Origin of the sequence: Accumulibacter sp., from assembly GCF_032229525.1 — a bacterium.
Classification (GTDB): domain Bacteria; phylum Pseudomonadota; class Gammaproteobacteria; order Burkholderiales; family Rhodocyclaceae; genus Accumulibacter.
Genome location: NZ_JAVTWB010000115.1, coordinates 9,576 through 11,301, shown reverse-complemented (window position 1 = coordinate 11,301; position 1,726 = coordinate 9,576). Strand labels below are relative to the sequence as shown.

Genomic DNA, 1,726 nt, shown 5'->3' with positions numbered 1-1,726 from the left:
GTACCGGGGTTCGAATCCCCGTGGGGATGCCAGCATTGGCACTGGCTGTTCGACCACAAGCTGGATCGTTCCGGCTGTGGAATGCCACCGCGCGGCAGCAAAGCCCGGCCTCGCTCGTTTCCGAGAGATCCCTTCCTGGCTGGCCATTTGCGCGCTTCTGCACCTCTGCCGAACCCGCGCCAGGACCTCGATCCATACCAGACAAGGCTTGCCACGCATGTCGGCGCCGCCTGCGACACCGTTAATGGTGATGGCGTCAGTGAGCAAACAAGCCCATCATCTTGCCGCTGGCGTGAATTGTGCGTGCAACACGGTGTCTGTAGCCGTAGCGCCCGCTGCAATGCTTGCGCACGACACGCTTCCCCCGATTCCCACGGCCGCGACGCAGTTCGCGGCAACTTGACACGGAGACCTCCATGAAAGGCGACAAAACAGTGCTTCAGCTGCTCAACAAGCAGCTGGCCAACGAGCTTGCAGCGATCAACCAGTATTTCCTGCACGCACGGATGTACAAGAACTGGGGTTTCAACGCCCTTGGCAAGCACGAGTACGAGGAGTCGATCGAAGAGATGCAGCACGCCGACAAGATCATCGAGCGACTGCTGTTTCTCGAGGGCCTGCCGAAGATGGAGGTGCCCAAGCTGTTGATCGGCCAGAACGTTCCCGAGTGCCTGGCGGGAGACCTCAAGCTCGAGCGCGGCGCACATGCCGACCTCATCGCCGGTGTGGCCCACTGCGAATCGGTGAAGGACTACGTTTCTCGCGACCTGCTGCAGGCGATCCTCAACGACACCGAAGATCACGTCGACTACCTCGAAACGCAGCTCGAGCTAATCGACAAGGTCGGCGTGCAGAACTATCTGCAGACGCAGATGGGCGTGGCGTAGGGCGCCAAACGGCGCCAAACCGCGACGCTTGGTGAGCTGGCCGGCGACTACTCCGGCTGACGCGAATCGAGGCTGATCGTCACCGGGCCGTCGTTGACCAGGTGAACCCGCATGTCTGCGCCGAAAACGCCGGTTGGCACCCGGCGTTGGAGCGCTTGTTCGAGCTGCGCGACAAAACGCTCGAATAGCGGTTGCGCCAGCTCCGGTGGCGCGGCGCGACTCCAGGAGGGGCGATTGCCTTTCCGGGTGGAAGCGAAAAGGGTGAACTGGCTGACGGCCAGGATCTCGCCGGCGGTGTCGACGACACTGCGGTTCATCACCCCGGCGGCGTCGGCGAAAATGCGCAGTCGAGCCAGTTTGGCCGCCATCCAGGCGAGGTCGCTATCGGCATCGCCGGCTTCAAAACCGGCGAAAACCAGCAGCCCCGAGCCGATGACACCGCTCACCCGGCCCTCGACTTCGACCCGTGCCTCGGCAACACGCTGAACAATGACCCTCACGGCGTCGCGCCGCAGTCTACTGTCTTCACCATGCACACCGCCGACGCCGGGCACAGATGCCGGAATTCGGCAGTCCCGGCAATCGCCGGCGGCACCGTTTCGCGAGCCAGGGGCCGAAAGCCGCGCGCGGCAAAGAAGTCCTGCGCGGTGGTGGTCAGCAGGAAGATCTGCCGCTGCCGGTTGGCCGACGCCCGCCGCTCCAGCGCTTCGACCAGCCGGCTGCCCAGCCCGTGTCGACGGTGGGTGGTCGCGACGGCCAGCGAACGCAACAGGACGACATCGCCACAGGGCTGCAGGCCGGCCGCGGCGATCAGCCGCCGGTCATCGCGAGCGACCAGA

Annotated in this window: 3 protein-coding genes; 1 reads left to right on the top strand and 2 read right to left on the bottom strand. The window is 64.4% G+C overall.

What is annotated here, in order from left to right; genetic code table 11:
* Positions 1–416: 416 nt before the first annotated feature.
* Positions 417–887, top strand: a complete 471-nt coding sequence (gene bfr, locus RUW20_RS07750; protein WP_313951631.1) for a bacterioferritin — start codon at positions 417–419, stop codon at positions 885–887.
* Positions 888–934: 47 nt separating this feature from the next.
* On the opposite strand, the gene dtd is transcribed toward bfr, so the two are convergent.
* Together dtd and arsN2 are read right to left on the bottom strand one after the other, a co-directional pair.
* Positions 935–1,387, bottom strand: coding sequence for a D-aminoacyl-tRNA deacylase (dtd, locus tag RUW20_RS07745; protein WP_313951630.1), 453 nt, complete (start codon positions 1,385–1,387; stop codon positions 935–937).
* Positions 1,384–1,726, bottom strand: a 343-nt coding sequence (gene arsN2, locus RUW20_RS07740) for an arsenic resistance N-acetyltransferase ArsN2 (RefSeq protein ID WP_313951629.1), incomplete at its 5' end; no start/stop codon positions are given. The genes arsN2 and dtd, both read right to left, overlap by 4 nt.